Raw genomic sequence first — 23,375 nt, forward strand, 5'->3', positions numbered from 1 at the left:
GTCGCCCTCACGACGAAGCCCCCGCCGCCCACAGGGGGCGACGGGGGCTTCGAGGAGCCGGAGGTCAGACGCGGTAGAGCGCCGTCATCGGGCAGTTGAACGGGTCGCGGTCGGGCTTCCCGACGGTGTTCAGGTACTTCACGATGATCGCGTACGACCGCGGGAGCGACACCTGGACGTAGGGGATGTTGTGCTCCCGGCAGTACGCCTCGACGATCGGCTTCGCGCGGCGCAGGGACGGGCGGGGCATCGACGGGAACAGGTGGTGCTCGACCTGGTGGTTGAGCCCGCCCATGAGCACGTCGACCCACTTGCCGCCGCCGATGTTCCGGCTGGTCAGCACCTGGCGGCGCAGGAAGTCGAGACGCGAGTCCTTGGGGATCAGCGGCATGCCCTTGTGGTTCGGGGCGAACGACGCACCCATGTAGAACCCGAAGACGCCCATCTGCACGGCCAGGAAGACCAGCGCGATCGGCCAGGACATGCAGAGGAAGACGAGGGCGGTGCCACCGACGAGCCGGATGGTCATCATCACGATCTCGGCCGCGCGGTGCTCGAGCTTCTCGCGCGACGACAGCCGCTTGATGGCGGCGACGTGCAGCGCCAGGCCTTCGAGCAGAAGCAGCGGGAAGAAGAACCAGCCCTGGTGGTTGATGAACCAGACCGACAGCGGCTTGGTGCGCTTCGCGGCCTGCTCCGGGGTGAACGCCAGGACCTCGAGGTCGATGTCCGGGTCCGTGTCGATCTTGTTCGGGTTGGCGTGGTGGCGCGTGTGCTTGCGCTGCCACCAGCCGTGGCTCAGGCCGACGAACAGGTCGGCCAGCACGAGGGACGTCCAGTTGTTGGCGCGCCCGTCGGCGAAGATCTGGCGGTGCGCGGCGTCGTGTCCCAGGAACGCGACCTGCGTGAGGATCACGGCGGCGGCGAAGGCGACGGCGATCTGCCACCAGGAGTCACCCACGAGGATGATCGTGGCGATCAGGCCGAAGACGGCGACGACGGCGGCGGAGAGCCGCACGGCGTAGTGCGCGGGGCGACGCTTCATCAGGCCGGCGGCCTGGATGGTGCGGGTCAGCTCGGTGAAGTCGCTGACGGCGCGGTCGCGAGGTCGGGTGGGTGTGGCGGTAAGCGTCGGGGAGCTCATGGCGTCCGTCCTGTCGGTCGTGCGAGGTGCGGCGCGAGTGCAGTCGGGATCAGCGGGAGCGGAGGCGCCTGGTCGAGGATGCGACGAGACCCCGGCCGGTAGTCGGCCGGGGTCTCGTGCTCTGGAGCTATGAGGCTCAGAGAGGCGTGATGTTCGACGCCTGCGGGCCCTTGGGGCCCTGCGTGACCTCGAACTGGACCTTCTGGTTCTCCTCGAGCGTGCGGTAGCCGCTCGTCGTGATCGCGCTGTAGTGCGCGAAGACGTCGGGTCCGCCGTCCTCGGGGGCGATGAAGCCGAAGCCCTTCTCGGCGTTGAACCACTTCACGGTGCCAACAGGCATGATGTTCTCTTCTCTCACGTGCGGTATGGACAACTCCCGGGTGACCGGGACCGGTATTCACGGTGTTCGTCGTCCGTCTCCGAGGTGGTCCTCGAGAACGTCCTGCCAAGTTTCCTCGGCCGTCATGACAAGCGATTCACTGCGACTACAGGGACAACCGTACGGCACGACGGGCCGGACGGGAACGGGAGTGACGCATTCGGCGTCCGGCCGCCGCCGAGACTTCTTGCTACGTTCGCCCCGACGACCGCGTCCGGAGGGCCGATGACCGAGCACGACGACCGCTGCCCGTGCGGCACCGGCGAGACCTACGACGAGTGCTGCGGCCGCTACCTGGCCGACGGCCGCCGGGCGCCGACCGCCGAGGCACTGATGCGCTCGCGGTACACGGGCTTCGCGACCGGCGCCTCCCACTACCTGCTGGTCACGTGGCACCCGAGCACCCGGCCGGACCTCCTCGAGCTGGACGACGAGATGGCCTGGTACCGGCTGGACGTGGTCCGCAAGGACGCCGGCGGGCCGTGGGACGACGCCGGCACGGTCGAGTTCGTCGCGCACTACCGGCTGGACGACGGTCGGCGCGGCCGGCTGCACGAGACCAGCCACTTCGTGCGGGAGGACGGCCGCTGGCTGTACGTGGACGGCGGGATCGGTTCGTAGCCCTGGCGCGCGGGATGTCGGTGCCGGGCGGCAGGATGCAGGGATGCTGCTGGCCGACCTGGCGACGACGTCGTCCGCCCTCGCGACGACACGGTCGCGGCTGGCCAAGCGGGCGCTCCTGGTCGACCTGCTCCGCCGGACACCGCCCGAGGACGTCGGGATCGTCTCCCGGTACCTCGGGGGTCAGCTGCGCCAGCGGCGGACCGGGCTGGGGTGGCGCTCGCTGACGTCGCTGCCGACGCCGGCGTCCGAACCTTCGCTCACCGTGACGGGGGTCGACGCGGTCTTCGAGCAGATGTCGCGGCTGGAGGGTCCCGGCTCCGTGATCAGCAGGAACGCGCTGACGGCGGAGCTGTTCGGGGCGGCCACCGCCGACGAGCAGCGGCTCCTGGGCGGCCTGGTCACCGGGGAGCTGCGGCAGGGGTCGCTCGACGCGCTGCTCCTGGATGCCGTCGCGGAGGCCGCGGCGGTCCCACCGGAGGTCGTGCGACGCGCCGCGATGCTCGCGGGCGACACCGAGCCGGTCGCCGTCGCGGCGCTGACGTCACCCGACCCGGTCAGTGCGCTCGCGGCGTTCACGCTCGTCGTCGGGCGGCCCGTTCGCCCGATGCTGGCGCAGTCGGCGCCGGACGTCGACGGTGCGTGGGCGAGCCTCGGGCCGGGTCCGGTGGTCGTCGACTCGAAGCTCGACGGCATCCGGATCCAGGTGCACCGCGAGGGCGACGACGTGCGCGTCTTCACGCGGAGCCTCGACGACATCACCGCCCGGGTGCCGGAGATCGTCGCGGCGGTCCGGGCGATGCCGGCGTCGGACCTGGTGCTCGACGGTGAGGCGCTCGCCGTCGGCCCGGACGGCCGCCCGCGACCGTTCCAGGAGACCGCGGCACGTTCGGCCACCAAGGACGCCGAGGTCGCCGCCGTGACCACCCTGACCCCGTTCTTCTTCGACGCCCTCCATGTCGACGGCGTCGACCTGCTCGACGCACCGCTGCTGCGCCGCCTCGACGCGCTCGACGCCGTGGCGGGGCCGTCGGTCGTGCACCGGCTGGTCACGGCGGACGTCGACGAGGCCCGTTCGTACTTCGCCGACGTGGTCCTCGCCGGCCAGGAGGGTGTCGTCATCAAGTCGGCCGACGCCCCCTACGAGGCAGGGCGACGCGGCGCCGCGTGGATCAAGGTCAAGCCGCGGAACACCCTCGACCTCGTCGTCCTGGCGGTCGAGCGGGGTTCCGGGCGGCGGCAGGGGACGCTGTCGAACATCCACCTCGGGGCGCGCGACGGCGACGGGTTCGTGATGCTCGGCAAGACGTTCAAGGGCATGACCGACGAGATGCTGGCGTGGCAGACGGAGCGGTTCACCGAGCTGTCGACGGGCGACGACGGCTGGGTGGTGACCGTGCGGCCCGAGCAGGTGGTCGAGATCGCGTTCGACGGCCTGCAGCGCTCGACGCGGTACCCCGGCGGCGTCGCGCTGCGGTTCGCGCGGGTGCTGCGGTACCGCGACGACAAGACCGCTGCGGAGGCGGACACGATCGACGCGGTCCGGGCGTTGGCGGGTCGGCCGTGAGCCTGTTCCGTCGGCGGGTCGGGTGGGTGCTCGCGGACGCCGTCGAGAAGCACGCGGCAGCGCCGGACACGTTCCGCATCCCGAGCGACGATGCGGTGGCGTCGGTGCAGGTGGGCGACCGGGTCAAGCTGATCTTCGAGCCGTCGACCGGCCTCGCCGAGCGGATGTGGGTGACCGTGACGGACGTCGGGGAGACGGAGCTCGAGGGGAGCCTCGGCAGCGACCCTGCGGAGCTGCGGGGGCTGCACGCGGGCGACCCGGTGCAGTTCGAGCGCCGGAACGTCGTCGCGATCAGCCGGCGAGGGCCGGGCTGACGGCCGGCGTCCTCTACGTTGAGCCGGTGTCGAGACCCAGGACGGCGAGCGTCGTCGGCGGCGGACCGGCCGGGCTGATCGCGGCCGAGGTGCTCGCGCGGGCCGGTGTGGCAGTCACCGTCTACGACCGGATGCCGTCGCCCGCTCGCAAGTTCCTGCTGGCCGGCCACGGCGGCTTGAACCTGACCCACAGCGAGGATCGCCACGGCTTCCTGGCCAGGTACGGCAGCTCCGCAGATCGGCTCGCGCCGATGCTCGACGTGTTTGGCCCCGACGACCTGCGCGACTGGTGCGCCGGCCTGGGGGAGCAGCCGTTCGTCGGGTCGAGCGGGCGGGTGTTCCCGCGGTCGTTCCGGGCGACGCCGCTGGTCCGTGCGTGGTTGTCGCGGCTGGCCGACCTCGGGGTGCGGATCGAGCGGCGGACCCGCTGGACGGGCTGGACCGACGAGGGTCTGCGCCTGACCGCCCTCGACGGTCAGGAGACCGAGGTGGCGGCCGACGTGACGGTCTTCGCGCTCGGCGGTGCGTCATGGCCGAGGCTCGGTTCCGACGGCGGATGGGTCGGCCCCTTCTCCGACCGTGGTGTGACGGTGGCGCCGCTGCGACCGGCGAACGTCGGGATGCGCGTCGGATGGACTGACACGTTCGCCGACCGGTTCGAGGGGACGCCGCTCAAGCACGTCGCGCTGACGGTGCAGGGACGACCCGGTCCGGCGGTCCAGGGTGACGCGATGGTCACCCGGGCGGGGATCGAGGGCGGACCGGTCTACGCGATCGGCGCCGCGGCGCGTGATGCCGTCGAGGCCGACGGCCGGTGCGTCCTCGTCGTCGACCTGCGCCCCGCGCTCACGGTCGACCACCTGGCCGACCGGTTGCAGCGCCGCCGGCCGAAGGACTCCGGGTCGAACTGGCTCCGTCGGACGCTCGGTCTCGACCCGGTCGGCATCGCGCTGCTCCGAGAGGCAGGAGGCGGTGCCCTGCCGACCGACCCGCGGGAGATGGCCGCGCTGGTGAAGGCGGTGCCGGTCGTGGTCGTCGCGACGATGCCCATCGAGAAGGCGATCTCCACCGCGGGCGGCATCGCGTGGTCGGAGGTCGACGACGCGCTGATGCTCCGTCGGCTGCCCGGCACCTTCGTGGCAGGCGAGATGCTCGACTGGGAGGCGCCAACCGGCGGCTACCTGTTGCAGGCGTCGTTCAGCACCGGGGTCGTCGCGGCCAACGGTGCACTGGCGTGGCTGGAGCGCTGAGGCTCAGCCGCACTCGTCGCAGATGCCCGTCGCCGGGAGCGTCATGAAGCACGTCGGGCAGGTCGCCGACGGTGCCTCCCGCGTGGCGCTCGCCCGCACGACCGGGGTCCGCGGAGCCCGCGACCCTCGGGCGGCACGCACCGGCGCCGGCCTGACCGCGACCGCGGGCTCGGTCACGTCGAAACCCCGCTTGCGCAGGATCGCGACGGCGCCGTCCCTGCTGCTGCCGAACTCCTCGGAGGTGGCCAGACGGCCGGTCGCGAACCGGTGCGCGACGCCGACGACCGCCCTCAGGTCGTAGGAGCGGCCGTCGTGGACGAGCGCGTAGCCGGGGAACGGCTCGAAGCCGTAGACGTCGAGGAAGCCGGTGTCCCCGCGGGAGTCGTACTCGGCGATCGCCTGGAGGACGTTCTGTCTCGACACGGAGGAGAAGGTGGCCACGACGACGAGCCTACGTCGCGCGCCTGAAGTCCTCTGGACGCCGTTGCGTCCGGTCGTGACGACGCGGTCGGAGCGGTCCACGCCGACCGCGACGGGGTCGTGGCCCGGCGCAAACGGGGCCCGGCGGAGCAGTAGAAAGTACTGAGGACGAGGTGTCGTGCCCGGCAGATGATGGCAGCCGGGAGATCTCCAGGGGGCACCATGACGCAGCTAGCAGAGAAGCTCTCCGTCCCCGCGACATCGATGCCTGCCTCCGCGCCGCGCCAGCACGCGCCGGCGTCGCGGCTGTCACTGCTGCGCCCGGCACCGGTCGCCGGGCTGGCACTCGGGCCGGTCGACCACCGTGCCACGCCCGCACCCGCACGGTCCCTCGTCGGCGACCCCGCCTCCCCTGTGCGCCGCACCATCGAGGACAAGAAGAAGCAGCCGATGACCTGGGCCGACCTGGAGGTGATGTCGGGGGTCTCCGGCGCGCCGCGAGCCGTCCAGCTGATCCTCAAGTTCTGGGCCGAGACGGCCCATCCCGCCACGCCGGTGCCGTTCACGACGCAGCCGGCGATCGTGGCACTCGCCCGCGGCGCCGCTGCCAACATGCCCGGCGAGTTCGCGGACTGGCTGGGCAGGGACACCCTCGACGAGTTCAGGGCCTCGCTGAAGAGGCTCAAGATCTCGCCGACACCCGCGTTCGCGACCGCGCTCTACGCCCGTGAGCAGGTCCTCGTCCAGGCGTGGACCGTCGGGCTGGGCCCCTCACCCAGTCTCCCCGAGGCCGAGCACGACCCGAGATTCGCGGTCCCGGCCGAGTACGCGAGTCGACCCGCGGCGGCGTCGGGCCGCGACGACGGCGGGTGGCACTCGGTCTCGAGCTCGCTCACGGGCGTCACCGGGAGCTCCACCGGCTCCGTGAACCACGCGCTCGCCCAGGAGGCCATCGCTACCGGGGCCCTGAAGCAGCACGCCGACGCCACGGCGACGCAGATCTGTGCGACCTGCGGGCAGGTCACCGATGCGACGCAGTTCGAGGTCGACCACCAGCAGGCGTTCTCCGAGCTGCGCGACAACTTGCAGCTGCTGGCACGCGGCATGGCCGTCAACGCCAACCTCTACAACGGCATCCAAGGCGGCAAGAAGAGCTTCGACCGCCTGTTCCAGACGAACGGCAAACCCGGGACGGTCGGCTGCGAGGTCCTGCTCACCGCCGAGGCCGTCAACGTCTACTCGAACGACATCGGCAACCTCATGCGGATCTGCCGGCACTGCAACGGCGCCTGGGGCAAGAGCGACCAGGACATGTTCGTCTGGTTCCGCAAGTCCCCGTACTTCGGTCAGGCGTTCATCGACGCCCACTTTCCTCTCCTGGGGCACAACACGGTCATCGCCCGGACCAAGACGGGAGAGGGGTGGGGCAAGGCTGCCCGCGACTGGTTCGCGACCCATCATCTGCCCGCCCTCAAGCAGCAGTTCGTCCTCGACGAGGCGCGGCGCTTCCTCCACAAGCAGGTCACCAAGCAGTCCCGTACGGCGCTCGAGGCCCAGCTGGAGCAGGAACCGGGCAAGAAGCAGGCGCTCGAGCAGGAGGCCGACAACCTCACCGGTCTCAACACCGCTTTCCTGAGCAGCGTCGACACGACCCGGCAGTACTACAACAGTGAGCTGCAGGATCTCAACGGTGAGCCGATGGGCGACCCCTACCCGATGGCCCCCGGATCGCCGGCCATCCTGGACCGGGAAGACCGCGAGTCCTTCCAGAAGAGGCAGAAGCGCAAGAAGCACCAGGAGCTGAGCAGCACCGGGCCGTACCGGGACGGCTACGACCACGGCATCGCCAACGTGCCGCCCAGCGCCAAGGCACACAGCGGTGCCACGCTCGATGCGTACCTCCAGGGCCACGCCGACGGTCGCGCTGAGTATCTGGCAGCGCACGACCGGGGCGTTGCCAGGGCGCTGGCCGTAGCCGACCCGGACCAGCTCCCCGCGCTGGCCACGGCCAGTCCCGCCGAGGCGAACGAGGCGAACGGCTTCCGGGAGACTGCGGTCAACCGCATCAAGGCCGTCATGCTCGGGCGCCAGGCCGGCGCGGCCGGGCTCCCCCCCGACCCGTCCGTCATCCCGTCCGGCACCCCGTCGTCGGAGGTGCTGCTGCGTGACTACCTGCGGGGGTACGCGTCGGGGATGACCAGCAGCTCCTCGTCGGGCACGGGACCGTCGACGTCATGACCGGGCACGACGAAGGGCCCGTCACCCACATCGCTGCGGTGACGGGCCCTTCGGTGCGCGGAGGCCCCGGGACGTTGGTCCCTGGTCCGGCCCGTTCGCGTCGGCGCACAGTTCAAGCATGGTTGCTTCAAGCCAGATTGAGACGATCCGCTCGAGATCGACTGCGGAAGGAGCTCTGACCGTCTTGCAGGCGGTGGCGGACCCGGTGCGCTGGACCGTCCTGGAGCGGCTGTCGGCCGGGCCGACGTGCGTATGCCACCTGCAGGAGCACGTCACGGTGCCCGCAAACCTGCTCAGCTATCACCTCAAGGTCCTGCGCGAGGCGGGTCTGGTCGCCGCGACCCGCCGGGGCCGCTGGGTCGACTACGCACTTGCGAACGATGCGCACGACCGAATGGGGGCGGCGTTGCCCGGGGTGTCGGCAGCGGTGTGACATGAGCACGGTCGAGCACGCGAGGGCGCGGACGCCGACCCGCCGCTGGGTCGGGCTCGGTGCCGCGGCCGTGGTGTGGTTCGTGCTCTACGCGGTCAACGGGCGGTTCTGGGACTGGCTGCTGGTCGACGCGTTCGGCCTGGACCCCGAGAGCCGCCTCGGTTCGAGCGTGCGGTTCTTCCTGTACGACACCGTCAAGATCGCGCTGCTGCTGATCGGGATCATCTTCCTGATCACCGTGATGCGGTCGTTCATGAGCGTGGAGCGCACCCGGGCCCTGCTGGGCGGGCGCCGTGAGGGCGTCGGCAATGTCATGGCCGCGGGGCTCGGGGTGGTCACCCCGTTCTGCTCGTGCAGCGCAGTGCCCGCGTTCATCGGGTTCGTCGCCGCCGGGGTCCCACTCGGGGTGACGATGAGCTTCCTGATTGCGAGCCCTCTGGTCAACGAGGTCGCGATCGCGCTGCTGTTCGGCCTGTTCGGGCTCGGACCAACGCTGATGTACGTCGCCGCAGGCGTGGTCATCGCGATCGTCGCCGGCTTCGCGCTTGGTCGGATCTCGCCCGAACGATGGGTCGAGCCGTTCGTCTTCGAGACTCGCCTCGGCGGCCAGCCCGTCGACTCCGCCGCCCACCTGACCTGGGACGACCGGATCCAGATGGGCGTCGAAGAGGTCCTCTCGATCCTGCGCAAGATCTGGCCGTACCTGCTGGTCGGCATCGGCCTGGGCGCGGTCATCCACGGTTGGGCGCCCGAGGACTTCTTCGCCCGGTACGCCGGCGCCGGCAACCCGTTCGCCGTCCTGGTCGCCGTGCTCATCGGCATCCCGCTGTACTCCAATGCGGCCGGCGTGCTGCCCCTGGTCGAGGCGCTCCACGACCAGGGCCTGCCGATGGGCACCCTGCTCGCGTTCATGATGGCCGTCGTCGCGTTGAGCCTGCCCGAGGTAATCCTGCTGCGCCGCGTACTGCGGCCCCCGCTCATCGCCGCGTTCGTCGGCGTCACCGGCCTCGGGATCATCGCCGTCGGCTACCTGTTCAACGCCACCATCGGCGCCTGATCACCGACCAGCCAAGGAGAGCACCATGAAGATCAAGATTCTCGGACCCGGCTGCGCGAACTGCGTCAACCTCGAGCGCGTGACGCGCGAGGCCGTCGCCTCGCTCGGCCTGGACGCCGAGATCGAGAAGGTCACCGACTTCCCGACCATCCTCGGCTACGGGGTCATGACCACTCCCGGACTGGTCGTGGACGAGAGAGTCGTGCTCTCTGGGCGTGTCCCGACCGCCGCCCACGTCAAGGAACTGCTCACCGCACCGGTCGCCTGACCGCTCTCGGGTCGGGACAGCTGCTCGCCCTGCCGACGACCTCCGTTCACTGGGTACCGGCGTGCTCGCGGCGATCGCGGCCGCGTGGGTCGCGACGGTCGGCAAAGGACGTGGGCGCGCCTCCAGCTCACGCCGAGGCAGGTCGGCCGGCTGGACGCCGGCGAGGTGCCTCAGATGAACAGCAGCTGGGCGCCGTCGGTCTTCTCGATGAAGTCGCTCGCGCTGATGATCCCCTCGACGTCCTCGTCGAGGTCGGCGAGAGTCAGGTGGTTCATGTCGGCGGACAGCCGGCAGGCCCACAGGTGTCCGCCGGACGCGACGATCTGCTCGAGGAACTCGGGCACGTCCGGGACGTCCAGATCAGCGATCGCCTTCTTCAGCTTGGAGGTGGCCATGTGCGTCATCCCCGGCAGCCCGCCGAGCCCCTGCGGCATGTGCGTGGCCGTGTTGCCGAGCATCGTGAACTTCAGGTCGGCCATCGTCGCCTTCGTGATGATGTCGAGTCCCCAGAACGTGAAGAACAGGTGGGTCTCGACACCCTCGCCCAAGGCCGCGTTGGCAAGGATGAGGCCGGGGTAGGCCATGTCGAGGTTGCCCTTGGAGCAGATGATCGCGAGGGTGCGGCCCTTCGCGTCCTCGGAGCTGAAGTTCGGGACGACCGCGGGTGCGGTCTCGGTCGTGGTCATGTCAGACACATCCAACTGGCTTGGGCAGGCCGGCGACGTAGGCCATCTTCTTGGCCGGCTTCTGCGGGAAGAGGCGGAACAGGTCTTTGACGGGCACACCGCTGCCGGCCGCTGCCCGTCGGAGGGTCGCGGTCTCGCCGCGCTGCGCGAAGTCGTCGCGCAGGAACGTGAGCACGGTGCGGTGCTCATCGGTGAGCTCCAGGCCGATCTGCTGCGCGAGGACTGCCGCGAGCTCGTCGTCCCACTCGGCGGGGTCGGTGAGGAACCCCTCCTCGTTGACGTGGACCTGGTGACCGCCGAGGGTCGTGACTGGCATGGTGCACCTCTCTCAGGACGTGGGAACGGGGGTGTGCTTGCCGACCATGGACATGGCCGATGCCATCGGGAGTGGCCGTCCGGGCAGCAGGACGTTCCAGTAGACCCAGCGGAACGCGAGCTTCCCGAGATGGTTGGCTCTGCTCTCCTTGAGCAGGCTCATCGGTCCGACGTAGGGCGCCGGGTACATGCCGGTCAGGGGTTGGGTCTCGTAGTTGAAGTCGAGCAGCAGGGCTTTGTGGTCGCCGGACTCGACGAAGCAGTTGGCGTGGCCGTCGAACGAGTTGGTCATGGGCCTGCCGGCGGCGAGCTCGACGAGGTTGTCGACCAGGATGTCCGCCGAGAAGTGCGCGACGGATCCCGCCTTGGAGGTGGGGATGTCGGAGGCGTCGCCGACTGCGAAGATCCGCGGGTCGGCGATGGACTGCAGCGTGTGCTTGTCGACCGGGACGAACCCCAGGTCGTCGCCCAGGCCGGAACGGGTGACGAAGTCAGCGCCCATGTTCAGCGGGATCGTCACGAGCAGGTCGAAGGGCACCTCGCGTCCGTCGTAGGACACCAGCGTCTTGTCCTCGATGTGCTCGACCAGGAAGTCGGGCTCTACGGTCACGCCGCGGTCGACGAGCATCGACCCGAGCTGTTCGGCTGCGATGGGCTTGGTGAACGCGCCGTCCAGCGGAGTCACGAAGACCAGGTCGGTGGCGGAGCGCAGCCCGTGCTCGCGCAGCCAGGCGTCCGCCAGGAAGGTGAACTCCAGCGGCGCCACGGGGCACTTGATCGGCATGTCGGTGATGTGGACCACGAGGCGACCGCCGCGGAACCCGTGCAGAGCCTCGGCCAGGGCCTTGGCGCCGTCGAGCGTGTAGAAGTCGAAGATGCTCTGCCGCCACTGTGGGCCGAGCATGCCGGGGGTCTGGTCCGGGCGCGGTGACGTGCCGGACGCGATGACGAGGTAGTCGTACGGCAGCAGCCGACCGTCCAGGAGCACGACCTCCTGTGCGGCAGCGTCCACCCGCTCGACAGCCTCCAGCACCAGGTCCACGCCGTCGTGCACGAAGGCGTGGCGGGACCGGACGAGCTCGTCGGTCGGCCCGCCGAACGGGACGAAGAGGAACCCCGGCTGGTACGGGTGGGTGTCGTCGCGGTCGACCACGGTGATCGCCCAGGTGTCGTCCAGCTTGCGCCGGAGCTTGTTGGCCACCATCGTCCCGGCCGTACCGGCGCCGAGCACCACCACGTTCCTGGTCATGGCGGTCAGCCGGCGATCATTCCGTCGCGGTCGGCGAAGACCACGGCGTCCCAGGTGAGCGTCATCGCTCTCTCCTTTCGACTCCGGGCGAGAACCGCCCGGCCGGGCGGCGAAGCCGCCCTGACTTCTCACCGTGCGCTGGATGCCAGAGCGTGCGTAGAGCACAACGTCCTGGGTACTCGCTCTCCGAGCGCGAAGGCGGGTTCAGTCCGTGCGGGTGGGGTACTTCCGTTCGGCGGGCGCGCTGTTTCCCCGTCGCCAGACCCGGTGCCGCACCGTCGAGGCAAGGATCGTCGCGGCGCGACGAAGGGCCCGTGACTTGCAAAAGTGCAGGTCACGGGCCCTTCGGTGCGCGGAGGATGGGGGATTCGAACCCCCGAGGGCTTTCACCCAACACGCTTTCCAAGCGTGCGCCATAGGCCACTAGGCGAATCCTCCCGGCCGACAGAGGATACCCGACCGGGGACGTGGGACCGAACCGACGGCGAGGGCCGATCGTTCACCTCCGCGTCGCTCGCGAAGGAGAGGATGCGCACCATGACGTCCCTCCTTGCTCCCGACCTGCAGCATGACCTGGACCTGGCGCTCAGCGCCGTCGATGCGGGGCTGGCCGTCGTCCGACGGGCCGACGACCGGGCGGTCCTGCGGCTCAAGGGCCCGAACGACCTGGTCACGGCCGTCGACCTGGCGACGGAGGACGCCGTCGTGCGCACGCTGCGCGAGGGGTCGCCGCTCCCGGTCCAGGGCGAGGAGGGCACGCCGCAGGAGGACGCGGACGACCGGTGGGTGGTCGACCCGATCGACGGGACCGCGAACTTCGTCGCCGGTCTGCCGCTCGTGGCGTGCACGCTGGCGCGGCTCTCGGGCGGTGAGCCGGTGGTGGGCGTCACCGCCGACGTGACCACCGGGGAGATCGTGTGGGGCGCGTGCGGTGTCGGGACCTGGCGTCGGGCGGCCGGCGGCGACGTGCGGATGTCGACCGTTGGCGGCCCGATCGACTCGCTGACGGTCACCGTCGGAGACCTGTCGTGGACGTCGGGGCCCCCGTGGTCGCTCGACGTGCGGGCGGCCGCGCTGCGGGAGGCGGCCGCAACCTTCGGCAAGGTGCGGGTGGTCGGAACCTCCGCGACCGAGCTGGCGTGGGTGGCGACCGGGCGGACGTCCGCGTCGTTGGCCTTCGGGAACGCGGCCTGGGACGTCGTGGCTGGTGTGGTGCTGGTCCGAGAGGCGGGCGGGGTCGTCCTGGATGCGCGGGGTGAGCCCTGGTCGCTCGCGTCCGACTCGATCCTGGCGGCGGCGTCGCCCGAGATCGCGGACGCGATGGTCGCCGCCGTCGCGCGTGGCCTCGCGGCGGTCTGACCGGCCGGTCCGGTTTCCGCCGACGAGGGTCGGTCCGTCGAGCTGGTCGGCGCCAGAGTGTCGAGATCCGTCGTGGCGCGCGTCATGCAGTCATGCCCACCATCGCCGTCACCACCGATGCGCTCCTCGTCTCCACCGGGATCGCGTTCGCGCTGGGGATCGTCGGCTGCTCCCGCCGCACCGCCCGGCAGTGGGTGGGACACGGCGTCATGGGGTTCGCGATGGCGGCCATGGTCGCGCCCTCCCGGGACCCGCTCGGACCCGCGGTGTGGGCGGTCGTCCTCGGGGGCATGGTCCTGTGGACCGCGGTGGCTGCGCTGCACGAGCGCGCGGCGGGGGACGTACCGGGACCGTCCGCGTTCGAGTCGGCGCGGGAGGTCGTCGAGCTGGGCCTCATGGCCGTGCTCGTCCTGGTCATGCCGGCGGTGCACGGTCGGAGCGTCATGCTCCCGAGCGGACACCATGGCGAGACCGCCACCGACGTCCGCACGCTCGTCCTGACGGTGCTCGCCGGGTGGTTGACGGCGGCCGTGGCGCTGCACGCGCGCGTGGCGTCGGCGGGCTCGCGCCACACCCACCGGACCCCTGCGGCGGTGGGCGGGTCGGTCGCGGCGGTCGGCACGATGGCGGCGATGGCCGCGATGTGACTCAGCGCTCGTCGGCAGCGCCGAGCACCGGCTTGATGTCGACGACGGGGGTGCCGTCGACGGCTTCGCAGCCGGACACGTGCAGGCGCAGGCCGTCGACGCGCAGGAGCCGGACGCGGTGCAGGCCGATCGGGTTCGGCCGGTCGGGGGAGCGCGTCGCGAACACGCCGGTGACAGGTCGTGAGGCGTCGCCGCGCGGGTGGACGGCGAGGGTCGTGCGGTCGGCGAGGTGGAACCAGGTGAGCAGCAGGAGGTCGTCACCGGGGTGCAGGTCGGCGGCGGCGGCGGCGACCGACGGGTCGAGCTCGACGACGACGTCGGGGGCGCCCTCGTCGCCCTGCCGTGCGGCGTCGGACGGGTCGGCCACCGGGCTGCGCACCCAGCCGATCGGACGGAGCTCGGCGGCGGTCACAGGCTGAACCGCGCGACCTGGCGGATCTTGTTCGTCGCGTCCAGCGCCGCGACCTTGTAGGCCTCGGACAGCGTCGGGTAGTTGAGGACGGTGTCGACGAGGTAGTCGACGGTGCCGCCGCACGCCATGATCGCCTGACCGATGTGGACGAGGTCGGTGGCGGAGGTCCCGAAGATGTGGACGCCGAGCAGCTCCCGGGTCTCGGTGTGGACGAGGAGCTTGAGCATCCCGTAGGAGTCGCCGACGATCTGGCCGCGGGCGAGCTCGCGGTACCGCGCGACCCCGACCTCGTAGGGGACGGCCTCGGTGGTGAGCTCCTCTTCGGTGCGGCCGCAGTAGGAGATCTCGGGGATCGTGTAGATGCCGATGGGCTGGACGGACTGGAGCTCGCGGGCCGGCTCGTCGAACGCGTGGTACGCCGCGAGCCGCCCCTGGTCCATGCTCGTCGCCGCGAGCGCGGGGAACCCGATGACGTCGCCGACCGCGAAGATGTTCGGGACCTCCGTGCGGTACTGCTCGTCGACGGCGATGCGTCCGCGGGAGTCGGCCGAGAGTCCCGCTGCCGCCAGGTTGAGCGCGTCCGTCTGCCCCTGCCGTCCCGCCGAGTACATGACGGCGTCGGCGGCGATCCGCTTGCCGGACGCCAGCCGGGTCACGGTGCCGTGCGTGTTGCTGTCGACGCCGGCTACCTCCTCACCGAACCGGAACGACACCGACAGGTCCCGCAGGTGGAACTTCAGCGACTCGGCGACCTCGGGGTCGCACATCTCGAGCATGGCCGGGCGCTTGTCGATGACGGTGACGCGGGTGCCCAGGGCGGCGAACATCGACGCGTACTCGATGCCGATGATCCCGGCGCCGACGACCACCATCGAGTTCGGCACCTTCTCCAGCGCGAGGACGCCGTCGGAGTCGAGGACCGTGCTCCCGTCGAACTGGACCGTGGTCGGCCGGTGCGGCTTGGAGCCGGTGGCGACGATGACGAACCGGGCGGTGACCTGGGTGCGTCGGATGCCGTCGTCGTCGAGGATGCCGAGCGTGTGCGCGTCCAGGAACGACCCGGTGCCGCTGAGGATGTCGATGTGGTTGCGCAGCAGCTGGGCGCGGATGACCTCGTGCTCACGGCCGATGACGTGCTGGGTCCGCGCGAACAGGTCCTCCATCGTGATGTCGGACTTCACGCGGTAGCTGGCGCCGTACACCTCCCGCTGCGCCATGCCCGTCAGGTACATGACCGCCTCGCGCAGGGTCTTGCTCGGGATGGTCCCCGTGTTCGTCGAGACGCCGCCCATCATGTGCCGGCGCTCGATGATGGCGACCTTGTGCCCCAGCTTGGCCGCGGCGATCGCGGCCTTCTGCCCGCCCGGGCCGGTCCCGACGACGACGAGGTCGTAGTCGTAGCGCTCGGGGATCTCGAGGGTGCCGTCGCTGGCCATCCTCGAAGTCTGCCCGCGAACGTCGCGTCGCGAGAGTCGAGCGGATGACCGGCGTGTGAACGAGGGCGCGCGCTGGGTTAGGCTCTTCCCCGACCCCTCGTGCGGCGTCATCTCGCTGAACTCCCCCAGGGCCGGAAGGCAGCAAGGGCAGGTGAGCTCTGGCGGGTGTGCGGGGGGTCCTTTCTATGCGCGCAGCGCGAGCCTCGTGAACGTCTGGCCGGCGCCCGCCTCGCGCTTGAGCCGCCGGACGAACAGGTCGAGGGCCGCCGGGTCCGCGACGACCGCGTGCAGCAGGTAGTCGTACGAGCCGGTGACGTGCACGGCGTCGAGCACCTGCGGGAAGCCGCGGAGTGCCGCGGTGAACGACTCGTTCGTGGTCCCGTCGGCCAAGCGCACCTCGACGAACACCTCGAGCCCGGTGCCGGGCCGTGCGGGGGGCGACGACGCGGTCACGATGGTGAACCCGCGGATGGTGCCGTCGTCGACCAGGCGGCGGACGCGGTTCGCAGCGGCGTTCGGGCTGAGACCGACGCGCGCGCCGAGGTCGCTGTAGGAGAGCCGCGCATCTGCGGTCAGCTCGCGGAGGATTGCGTCGTCGATGCTGTCCATACGGCGATGATCGCAGTCGCACAGCGATCTTCGCAGGAGGCGCGAGCGGCATCGGCCACCCTGGAGAGCATGTCCCCAGCGTTTGCCCTCGGTGTCTTAGCCGGGCTGTCGGTCGCGATGCCCGTCGGCCCGGTGGGCGTCCTGCTCCTGCGCAGCGGGCTGGTCGACGGCGTGCGGGTGGCGGTCGCGGCGGCCTGCGGGATCGCGACGGTCGACGTCTTGTACGCGGTGGTGGCGGTGGCCGTCGGGACCCCGGTGAGCCGGGCCGTCGGCGAGCACGCCGCCCTGGTGCGCGGGGTGAGCGCCGCGGTCCTCGTCGTGATCGGTGTCGTCGGTCTCGTCGCGGCCACCCGCCAGGCCGCTCCCGACCCCGGGCAGGACCGGACGACCACGGCGGTGCGGAGCTACGGACGGTTCGTCGCGCTGACGGCGGTCAACCCGCTCACCGCCGTCACGTTCACGGCGATCGCGGTCGGCCTGGCGGCACTGGTGGGTGGCGCGGGGTCCGTCGTCGCGTTCGTCGTGGGGGTCGGCCTCGCCTCGCTCGCCTGGCAGCTCCTGCTCGCCGTCTCCAGCGGGCTGCTCGGTCTGCGGCTGCCGCCGGTCGCCCGGACGTGGGTGTCGGTCGCCGGATCGGTCGTCGTGGTGGCCGCCGGCGTCGCGCTCGTCGTCTGAGGCCGCCGTCATCCGACGGTCCGACGCCGGTCCCCCTGCGGGTGCACGCCCGGCGGGAGGGAACGACCCCGGGGTCCGACGCGGCGTCCCGCCGTCGCCGGGGAGCCTGGGCACCATGAACACCGCCACCGCACGCCTGTCCGCCCGCGGCCTGGTCAAGCGTTTCGGCTCGACGACCGCGCTCGCCGGGGTCGACGTCGACCTCGCCGGCGGGGAGTCGCTCGCCGTCATGGGCCCGTCCGGCTCCGGCAAGTCGACGCTGCTGCACTGCCTCGCGGGCATCCTGCTGCCCGACTCCGGCACGGTCGCGCTCGACGGCACGGAGGTCGGCGGGCTGTCCGACCGCGAGCGCTCGCTCCTGCGCCGCAAGCACTACGGCTTCGTGTTCCAGTTCGGCCAGCTGCTCTCGGAGCTGCCCGCGATCGAGAACGTGGCCCTGCCGGCGATGCTCCTGGGCACCCCGCGGAGGGAGGCCACCGATCTGGCGGGACGGTGGTTGGGGTCGCTCGGGCTCGCCGGCATGGAGGCTCGACGGCCCGGTGAGCTGTCCGGCGGGCAGGCGCAGCGCGTCGCGGTCGCTCGGGCGCTCATCACCGGTCCCGCGGTGGTCTTCGCCGACGAGCCGACGGGCGCACTCGACCAGAGCACCGGCCACGACGTGATGCGGATCCTCACGGAGACGACGAAGGCCGCGGGGGCGTCGCTCGTCGTCGTGACCCACGATGCGCAGGTCGCCGACTGGTGCGACCGCCGCATCGAGGTGCGCGACGGGCTCGTCCGGCAGGCAGAGGCCGCACGATGAACACCGTCCTCTCGCTCGCGCCCCGGTTCCAGCGGGCGGGCGGTCGGGACGCGCGCGTCACCACCGCGCTGGCCATCACCGCGTTCGCCGTGAGCACCGGCCTGACGCTGAGCGTCGTCGGCGGGCTGCTCGGCTTCGCGGCGCGCGCCGACCTCCCGCTGGCCCCCGGCGAGCAGGACGTGCGCAGCCTCTACGAGACCCTCGCGTGGGTGGCCGTCATCCTGCTCGTCGTGCCGCTGGTCACGCTCGGTGGCGCCGCGGCCCGGCTGGGGGTCGCCCGCCGGGACGCCCGCCTGGCGACGCTCCGGCTGCTCGGCGCGACGCCTCGCGAGGTGGTCGGCCTGACTGTCGCCGAGACCGCGTGGCAGGGGCTCGTCGGCGCGGTCCTCGGCATCCTGCTCTACGTCGTGCTGCTGCCGCTGTGCGCGCTGCTGCCGTTCCAGGGCACCACGTTCAGCGTCGCCGAGCTGTGGGTCGGGTGGCAGGGGCTCGCGATCGCGCTCGTGGCGGTGCCGCTCCTGGCCGCGCTGTCCGGTGCGTTCTCGCTGCGGCGCGTCGCGGTGTCTCCCCTGGGGGTCGCCCGGCGGGAGACGCCGAAGAAGATGACGTGGCTGCGCGTCGTGGTCGCCGCCGTCGGGATCGGCACGTTCATGCTCGTCAGCGCCGTCGCCGGCGCGCTCGGTGCCGCCGCCGTGGCGGCGCTCCTCGGGGCGATGGCCGTCGGCTTCGCGACCCTCAACGCCGTCGGGCCGTGGGTGCTCGGGCTCGTCGGCAAGGTGCAGCTGCGCCGCGCGACGACCCCCGCCCGGCTGCTCGCCGCTCGCCGGCTCCTCGACGACCCCAAGGCCGCGTGGCGGGTGGTCGGCGGGCTGGGGCTCGCGGGGTTCGTGGCCGGGGCGCTCGCGGTCCTGCCGTCGATGACCGCGATCGACACGTCGCAGGACCCGCAGGGCGCGATCCTCATGGACGACCTGGTGACGGGCGCCATGGTGACGCTGGTCGTCGCGTTCCTGCTCGCGGCCGTGTCCGCGGGCATCGCGCAGGCCGCGTCCGTGCTGGACCGGCGCCGGGAGATCGCACTGCAGAACCTCGCCGGGACTCCCGTCGAGCTGCACGACTCCGTCCGCCGGCGCACCGTGCTGGTGCCGCTGCTGTTCGTCGCCGTCGGGTCCGCGGTGACCGCGCTCGTCATGTTCTTCCCGCTGCTCGGGCTGGCCGCCGTCTCGTCCCCGCAGGGTCCGCTCATGCTCGTCGCGTTTCTCGCGGGCGGCTGCGCGCTGGTGTTCGCCGCGACGGAGACCTCGCGGCCGCTGCTGCGGTCGGTGCTGGCGGACACGGTGGTCCGCGCGGACTGACGGCAGTCGGGTGCCCGTCCGGGCAGGCTGCTCGTCTGCTCCTTGACGACCTGACGGGGCCCGCGCTGCACTGGACGGAGTCGCGGTCTGGTCGCACGGCAGGGGGCCTCTCGACATGACGCAGACGACGAGCTCCGAGGTGGGTGCCCGGTTGCGCGCGGCCGTGCGCGGCCGCGTGTGGCAGCGGGACGACGACGGGTACGACGACGCCCGTCGCGTGTGGAACGGTGCGGTCGACCGCCGGCCGGCCGTCGTGGTCCGGTGCGCCGACGCGGACGACGCGCGGACGGCGCTGCTCGTCGCACGCGACAGCGGCGCAGCGCTCTCGGTACGCGGCGGCGGGCACGACTGGGCCGGCCGGGCGCTGGACGACGGCGGTGTCGTGCTCGACCTGTCCGCGCTGCGGGGCGTCGAGGTCGACCCCGCTGCGGGCGTGGCTGTGGCGCAGGGCGGCGCACTCGTCGCGGACGTCGTGGACCCGGCTGCCGCGCACGGTGTGGGCACCGCGACGGCCGTCGTGCGGACCGTCGGGATGGCGGGCATGACGCTCGCCGGTGGGTACGGCGGGCTCGCGGGGCAGTTCGGTCTCGCGCTCGACAACCTGCTCTCCGCCGATGTCCTGCTCCCCGACGGGACCCGGGTGGTCGCGGGGCCCGACGGAGACGCCGAGCTGTTCTGGGCGTTGCGCGGCGGCGGCGGGAACTTCGGCATCGTGACCGCGGCGCGCTACCGGCTGCTCCCGCTGGGCCCGGTGCTCGGCGGCATGGTCCTGTACCCGCACGAACAGGCCGTCCAGGTCCTGCGCGGCTACCGTGACGTGCTCGCCACGGCCCCCGACGAGCTCACCGTGATGGCCGGCTTCGTCGGCGGACCGACGGGGGAGGCGGCGGTGTTCGTCGCGCCGACGTGGAGCGGGGACCTCGACGCGGGTGAGGCGGCGGTGGCACCGCTGCTGCGGCTCGGTACGCCGGTCGCCGGTGGCGTCGGCCCCCTGCCCTACCCCGAGCTGATCCGGATGTTCGAGGCCGGCGCCCATTCCGGCCAGCACTACGCGCTCGGCACGCGATGGCTGCCCACGCTGACCGACGACGCGATCGAGGTGCTCGCCGAGGCCGCCGCGACCTGGCCGTCGCCGTCGTCGCTGCTGGCGCTGCACCACTTCCACGGCGCCGCCACCCGGGTCGCCCCGGACGCGACCGCGTTCGCGCTGCGCCAGGAGCACGTGCTGGCGGAAGTGATCGCAGCCTGGCCGGGCGGCGATGCCGCTCCGCACCGCGCGTGGGTCGCGCGGGTCACGGACGCCCTCGCGCCCGGAGCGCTGCCCGGTGGGTACCCGAACATCCTGGGTCCGGACGACACGGAGCGCGCTCGGCTCGGCTTCGGCGCGAACGCCGACAGGCTGCTCGCTGCCAAGCGCCGCTACGACCCGGACGGCGTGCTCACCGCGATCGCTTCTCTCGGCGCCTGAGCGGCGACGGCTGTCAGCGCGGGCGTCTAGAGTCCGTGGCGTGACGACAGCCCTGTACCGCCGCTACCGGCCCGAGAACTTCGCCGAGGTGATCGGCCAGGACCACGTCACGGCTCCTCTGCGGCAGGCGCTGCGCAGCGGTCAGGTGAACCACGCCTACCTGTTCTCCGGCCCGCGCGGCTGTGGCAAGACGACGTCGGCGCGCATCCTCGCCCGCATCCTCAACTGCGCGCAGAACACCGAGGAGAACCCCACCGACACCCCGTGCGACGTGTGCCCGTCGTGCGTCGAGCTTGCGCGCGGGGGACCAGGCAGCCTGGACGTCGTGGAGATCGACGCGGCGAGCCACGGCGGTGTCGACGACGCCCGTGAGCTGCGGGAGCGCGCCACGTTCGCGCCCGCGCGGGACCGCTACAAGGTCTTCATCCTCGACGAGGCGCACATGGTCTCGAACCAGGGCTTCAACGCGCTGCTCAAGATCGTCGAGGAGCCGCCGCCGCACATCAAGTTCATCTTCGCGACGACGGAGCCGGACAAGGTCATCGGCACCATCCGCTCGCGCACCCACCACTACCCGTTCCGGCTGGTCCCGCCCGACGTGCTCGTGCCGTACCTGCAGCAGCTGTGCGACAGCGAGGGCGTGCCCGTGGCGTCCGGCGTGCTGCCGCTCGTGGTGCGCGCCGGCGGCGGCTCCGTGCGGGACACGCTCTCGGTGCTCGACCAGCTGATCGCGGGCTCGGGCGGTGGCGAGCTCGGGTACGAGGGCGCCGCCGCGCTGCTCGGGTACACGCAGGCGTCGTTGCTGGACGACCTGACCGAGGCGATCGCGGCCCGTGACGGCGCCTCGGCGTTCCGGGTGGTCGAGCGCGTGATCTCCACCGGCCACGAGCCGCGGCGCTTCGTCGAGGACCTGCTGGAGCGCCTGCGCGACCTCATCGTCATCGCGGCCTCCGGCGACGCCGCCGACGCCGCCCTGCGCGACGTCCCCACCGACCAGCTGGACCGCATGCGCCTGCAGGCCCGCCACCTGGGTGCCTCCGAGCTGTCGCGGTCGGCGGACCTCTGCAACGCCGCGCTCACCGAGATGACCGGCGCGACGTCGCCCCGTCTGCACCTCGAGCTGCTCATGGCGCGGCTCCTGCTCCCCGCGGTCGAGGACTCACGCTCCGGCTTCGGCGCTCGGCTCGACCGGCTGGAGCGCGGGCTGCCCGCCGACGGCGCCGCGGCCGTCCGGGTCCCGGTCGCCGCCGCGCCCGCTGCGCCGCCGGCCGCCGCGCCGCCGGCCGCCGCGCCGCCCGTCGCCGTCCCGGCCCCCCGCCCTGAGCCGGTGCCGGTCGAGCGCGCGCAGCCTGCCGCGCCGGTGGTGGCGCCGACGAGCGACGACACTCCCGACGCGGAATCGTCGATCGCCGACGACAGCCCGCCGTGGGATGTCCCCCCGGCACCGAGCGCTACCGAGCCTGTCGTCCCCGACGCACCGGCCACGTCGGCGACCCCCGCAGCGGCGGTGGAACCAGCCGCAGTCGCGTCGTCGGCCCCCGAGGTCCAGCCGGCTGCTGCTCCGCCCGCCGCGCCCCGGTCGCCCGCACGCACGACCGGCGGACCCGACACCGAGGTGCTGCGCCGCCGCTGGCCCGAGGTCCTCGAGACCGTCAAGGGTCTGCGCCGGGTCACGTGGGCGCTCATCGACCCGCGCAACGCCCAGGTGGCCGAGCTCGACGCGACGACGCTGAAGGTGGCCTTCGACAACCCCGCGCTCGCGACCACGTTCCGCAACGGCGCCCACGCGGACGTCGTCGCCCGGGCCGTGCGGGAGACGCTCGGGTTCGACGTGCGGGTCGAGGGCATCCTCGCCGAGCAGGCGACGTCGACCCCGGCCCCCGCCGCGGCTGCGCCCCGGCCTGCCGCCGACGAGCGCAGCAACCCCCGGGCGGTCACCCCGGCGGAGGCGGCGGCGTCGTGGGACGACGAGCCCCCGATGCCGGAACCGCCCGACGACGAGCCCGGCGAGCCCGCTGTCCCGGACGCGCCGCCGCACGACGTCGCACCGCCGGCGCCCGGCACCGCCCGCGAGCGCGGCATGGCGGCTGCGCGGGAGTCGGCGTCGCGCGTGATCCCGGGAGTGCCCGACGAACCGTCGCCGGACGACCCGGACATCACCACGTCGAGCCTCATCGGCGCCCCCCTGGTCGCGCAGATGCTCGGCGGGACCGTCATCGACGAGCAGCTGGACGACGGCACGTCGTGAGCCGGCTGCCCGGCGGCCTGCACCATCTCGAGATCTGGGTGGCGGACCTGCCTGCGGCGGAGCGGAGCTGGGGCTGGCTGCTCGCGCGGCTGGGCTACGAGGTCCGGGACCGCTGGCCCGACGGCGTGAGCTGGTCCCGTGGTGACGGGCCGTACGTGGTCGTCGAGTCGGGACCGGACGTCGCCGCGGCACCGCACGACCGCCTGCGTCCGGGCCTGAACCACCTCGCGCTGTGGGGTGGGACCAGGGCGGAGCTGGACGCTCTCGTGACCGCCGCGCCGGAGCACGGCTGGTCGCTCCTGTTCGCCGACCGGCACCCGTTCGCGGGCGGTCCGGAGCACTACGCGGCCTACCTGGAGAACGCGGAAGGCTTCGAGGTGGAGCTGGTGGCGTCCGACGTCGGGACAGGAACCACCCCGTAGG

General features: G+C 72.2%; 25 protein-coding genes, 1 tRNA gene and 1 other RNA gene. 17 read left to right on the top strand and 10 right to left on the bottom strand.

Going from position 1 to position 23,375, the window contains the following annotated elements; translation table 11 throughout:
- Positions 1 to 64 precede the first annotated feature (64 nt).
- Entirely contained in the window at positions 65 to 1,144 is a 1,080-nt protein-coding gene (locus J2X26_RS19710) for a fatty acid desaturase family protein (protein ID WP_307494410.1), read from the bottom strand.
- Between the two features lie 136 nt (positions 1,145 to 1,280).
- The gene (locus J2X26_RS19715) at positions 1,281 to 1,484 is read right to left on the bottom strand and encodes a cold-shock protein (protein ID WP_028049733.1); all 204 of its coding nucleotides are present in this window, start codon (positions 1,482 to 1,484) and stop codon (positions 1,281 to 1,283) included.
- 264 nt (positions 1,485 to 1,748) lie between these two features.
- Between J2X26_RS19715 and J2X26_RS19720 the strand changes: the two genes are divergently transcribed.
- Genes J2X26_RS19720 through J2X26_RS19735 form a run of 4 tightly spaced genes read left to right on the top strand, consistent with a single transcriptional unit; the run spans position 1,749 to position 5,275 of the window.
- Entirely contained in the window at positions 1,749 to 2,144 is a 396-nt protein-coding gene (locus tag J2X26_RS19720; RefSeq protein ID WP_307494411.1) for a YchJ family protein, read from the top strand.
- Positions 2,145 to 2,187: 43 nt separating this feature from the next.
- Positions 2,188 to 3,711, top strand: coding sequence for an ATP-dependent DNA ligase (locus J2X26_RS19725; RefSeq protein WP_307494412.1), 1,524 nt, complete (start codon positions 2,188 to 2,190; stop codon positions 3,709 to 3,711).
- Positions 3,708 to 4,025 (top strand): DUF2314 domain-containing protein, encoded by a 318-nt coding sequence (locus tag J2X26_RS19730; protein WP_307494413.1) that lies wholly within the window; start codon positions 3,708 to 3,710, stop codon positions 4,023 to 4,025. The genes J2X26_RS19725 and J2X26_RS19730 overlap by 4 nt, the downstream gene beginning before the upstream one ends.
- 26 nt (positions 4,026 to 4,051) lie before the next feature.
- Positions 4,052 to 5,275 (top strand): NAD(P)/FAD-dependent oxidoreductase, encoded by a 1,224-nt coding sequence (locus tag J2X26_RS19735; protein ID WP_307494414.1) that lies wholly within the window; start codon positions 4,052 to 4,054, stop codon positions 5,273 to 5,275.
- A gap of 3 nt (positions 5,276 to 5,278) precedes the next feature.
- Here J2X26_RS19735 and J2X26_RS19740 read toward each other — a convergent pair whose 3' ends face one another.
- Complete coding sequence (locus tag J2X26_RS19740; protein ID WP_307494415.1) at positions 5,279 to 5,716, bottom strand: hypothetical protein; 438 nt, start codon at positions 5,714 to 5,716, stop codon at positions 5,279 to 5,281.
- 201 nt (positions 5,717 to 5,917) lie between these two features.
- Here J2X26_RS19740 and J2X26_RS19745 point away from each other — a divergent pair, with 201 nt between their 5' ends.
- The 4 genes from J2X26_RS19745 to J2X26_RS19760 all read left to right on the top strand — a co-directional run bounded on the left by J2X26_RS19745 (position 5,918) and on the right by J2X26_RS19760 (position 9,691).
- A complete protein-coding gene (locus J2X26_RS19745) occupies positions 5,918 to 7,933 on the top strand; it encodes a hypothetical protein (RefSeq protein ID WP_307494416.1) in 2,016 nt (671 codons plus the stop codon).
- 118 nt (positions 7,934 to 8,051) lie between these two features.
- Complete coding sequence (locus J2X26_RS19750; RefSeq protein ID WP_307494417.1) at positions 8,052 to 8,366, top strand: ArsR/SmtB family transcription factor; 315 nt, start codon at positions 8,052 to 8,054, stop codon at positions 8,364 to 8,366.
- 1 nt (position 8,367) lies between these two features.
- A complete protein-coding gene (locus J2X26_RS19755; RefSeq protein WP_307494418.1) occupies positions 8,368 to 9,423 on the top strand; it encodes a permease in 1,056 nt (351 codons plus the stop codon).
- 25 nt (positions 9,424 to 9,448) lie between these two features.
- Positions 9,449 to 9,691 carry a thioredoxin family protein gene (locus J2X26_RS19760; protein WP_307494419.1) on the top strand — a complete coding sequence of 81 codons (243 nt, stop codon included), beginning with the start codon at positions 9,449 to 9,451 and terminating at the stop codon, positions 9,689 to 9,691.
- A gap of 170 nt (positions 9,692 to 9,861) precedes the next feature.
- On the opposite strand, the gene J2X26_RS19765 is transcribed toward J2X26_RS19760, so the two are convergent.
- From J2X26_RS19765 to J2X26_RS19780, 4 genes are all read right to left on the bottom strand, one after another.
- Positions 9,862 to 10,377, bottom strand: a complete 516-nt coding sequence (locus J2X26_RS19765) for a DsrE/DsrF/DrsH-like family protein (protein WP_307494420.1) — start codon at positions 10,375 to 10,377, stop codon at positions 9,862 to 9,864.
- 1 nt (position 10,378) lies between these two features.
- Complete coding sequence (locus tag J2X26_RS19770) at positions 10,379 to 10,693, bottom strand: TusE/DsrC/DsvC family sulfur relay protein (protein WP_307494421.1); 315 nt, start codon at positions 10,691 to 10,693, stop codon at positions 10,379 to 10,381.
- A 12-nt stretch (positions 10,694 to 10,705) separates the two neighbouring features.
- Positions 10,706 to 11,941, bottom strand: coding sequence for a type III sulfide quinone reductase, selenoprotein subtype (sqr, locus tag J2X26_RS19775; protein ID WP_307494422.1), 1,236 nt, complete (start codon positions 11,939 to 11,941; stop codon positions 10,706 to 10,708).
- 353 nt (positions 11,942 to 12,294) lie between these two features.
- A tRNA-Ser gene (locus J2X26_RS19780) sits at positions 12,295 to 12,379 on the bottom strand.
- Between the two features lie 99 nt (positions 12,380 to 12,478).
- Here J2X26_RS19780 and J2X26_RS19785 point away from each other — a divergent pair.
- Both J2X26_RS19785 and J2X26_RS19790 read left to right on the top strand, forming a co-directional pair.
- Positions 12,479 to 13,300 carry an inositol monophosphatase family protein gene (locus tag J2X26_RS19785; protein ID WP_307494423.1) on the top strand — a complete coding sequence of 274 codons (822 nt, stop codon included), beginning with the start codon at positions 12,479 to 12,481 and terminating at the stop codon, positions 13,298 to 13,300.
- Positions 13,301 to 13,392: 92 nt separating this feature from the next.
- The gene (locus tag J2X26_RS19790) at positions 13,393 to 13,947 is read left to right on the top strand and encodes a DUF5134 domain-containing protein (protein ID WP_307494424.1); all 555 of its coding nucleotides are present in this window, start codon (positions 13,393 to 13,395) and stop codon (positions 13,945 to 13,947) included.
- A 1-nt stretch (position 13,948) separates the two neighbouring features.
- Here J2X26_RS19790 and tsaA read toward each other — a convergent pair whose 3' ends face one another.
- Positions 13,949 to 14,359: a tRNA (N6-threonylcarbamoyladenosine(37)-N6)-methyltransferase TrmO gene (tsaA, locus tag J2X26_RS19795; protein WP_307494425.1), complete on the bottom strand. Its 411-nt coding sequence runs from the start codon at positions 14,357 to 14,359 to the stop codon at positions 13,949 to 13,951.
- Entirely contained in the window at positions 14,356 to 15,795 is a 1,440-nt protein-coding gene (gene sthA, locus J2X26_RS19800; RefSeq protein ID WP_307494426.1) for a Si-specific NAD(P)(+) transhydrogenase, read from the bottom strand. The genes tsaA and sthA overlap by 4 nt, the downstream gene beginning before the upstream one ends.
- 88 nt (positions 15,796 to 15,883) lie before the next feature.
- On the opposite strand from sthA, the gene ffs reads away from it, so the two are divergent.
- An RNA gene (ffs, locus tag J2X26_RS19805) (signal recognition particle sRNA small type) lies at positions 15,884 to 15,980 on the top strand.
- On the opposite strand, the gene J2X26_RS19810 is transcribed toward ffs, so the two are convergent.
- Positions 15,979 to 16,404, bottom strand: a complete 426-nt coding sequence (locus J2X26_RS19810; RefSeq protein ID WP_307494427.1) for an Lrp/AsnC family transcriptional regulator — start codon at positions 16,402 to 16,404, stop codon at positions 15,979 to 15,981. The two genes, ffs and J2X26_RS19810, sit on opposite strands and share 2 nt — an antisense overlap.
- A gap of 69 nt (positions 16,405 to 16,473) precedes the next feature.
- On the opposite strand from J2X26_RS19810, the gene J2X26_RS19815 reads away from it, so the two are divergent.
- The 6 genes from J2X26_RS19815 to J2X26_RS19840 all read left to right on the top strand — a co-directional run bounded on the left by J2X26_RS19815 (position 16,474) and on the right by J2X26_RS19840 (position 23,374).
- Positions 16,474 to 17,079 carry a LysE family transporter gene (locus tag J2X26_RS19815; protein ID WP_307494428.1) on the top strand — a complete coding sequence of 202 codons (606 nt, stop codon included), beginning with the start codon at positions 16,474 to 16,476 and terminating at the stop codon, positions 17,077 to 17,079.
- A 115-nt stretch (positions 17,080 to 17,194) separates the two neighbouring features.
- Positions 17,195 to 17,881, top strand: coding sequence for an ABC transporter ATP-binding protein (locus tag J2X26_RS19820; RefSeq protein ID WP_307494429.1), 687 nt, complete (start codon positions 17,195 to 17,197; stop codon positions 17,879 to 17,881).
- Entirely contained in the window at positions 17,878 to 19,236 is a 1,359-nt protein-coding gene (locus J2X26_RS19825; protein WP_307494430.1) for an FtsX-like permease family protein, read from the top strand. Before J2X26_RS19820 ends, J2X26_RS19825 begins: the two co-directional genes overlap by 4 nt.
- Before the next feature lie 115 nt (positions 19,237 to 19,351).
- On the top strand, positions 19,352 to 20,704 hold the full coding sequence (locus J2X26_RS19830) for an FAD-binding oxidoreductase (protein ID WP_307494431.1): 1,353 nt from the start codon (positions 19,352 to 19,354) through the stop codon (positions 20,702 to 20,704).
- A gap of 40 nt (positions 20,705 to 20,744) precedes the next feature.
- Positions 20,745 to 22,952, top strand: a complete 2,208-nt coding sequence (locus tag J2X26_RS19835) for a DNA polymerase III subunit gamma and tau (RefSeq protein WP_307494432.1) — start codon at positions 20,745 to 20,747, stop codon at positions 22,950 to 22,952.
- Complete coding sequence (locus tag J2X26_RS19840; RefSeq protein WP_307494433.1) at positions 22,949 to 23,374, top strand: VOC family protein; 426 nt, start codon at positions 22,949 to 22,951, stop codon at positions 23,372 to 23,374. The genes J2X26_RS19835 and J2X26_RS19840 overlap by 4 nt, the downstream gene beginning before the upstream one ends.
- The last annotated feature ends 1 nt before the right edge of the window (position 23,375 follow it).

The organism is Cellulomonas humilata, assembly GCF_030814415.1.
Taxonomy (GTDB): domain Bacteria; phylum Actinomycetota; class Actinomycetes; order Actinomycetales; family Cellulomonadaceae; genus Cellulomonas; species Cellulomonas humilata_A.